Below are 274 nucleotides of genomic sequence, written 5' to 3' on the forward strand. Positions count from 1 at the left end.
CTCGACCGACGTGATCCTGCTGTTCATCGAGGGTATCCGCGACGTCGACAAGTTCCTGGCGGCGGCGAAGCGCGCGGCGGAGCTCAGGAAGCCGGTCATCGTCACCAAGGTCGGCCGCTCCGGCGCCGGCGAACGCGCGGCGGCCTCGCACACCGCGAGCATGGCGGGCTGGTCGGCGGCCTATGACGCCGTGTTCGCGAAATACGGCTTCATCGTCTCTAACGATCTCGACGAGGCGGTTACGATTGCTGCCGTGTTGACCACCAATCCGTTG

Annotated in this window: 1 pseudogene; it reads left to right on the forward strand. The window is 66.1% G+C overall.

Annotated elements, in window-relative coordinates:
* Positions 1–274 (forward strand): annotated as a pseudogene (locus ACZ3GY_RS23945) (hypothetical protein); the annotation flags it as partial.

Source organism: Pseudomonas sp. PME37.24/006, assembly GCF_055556635.1.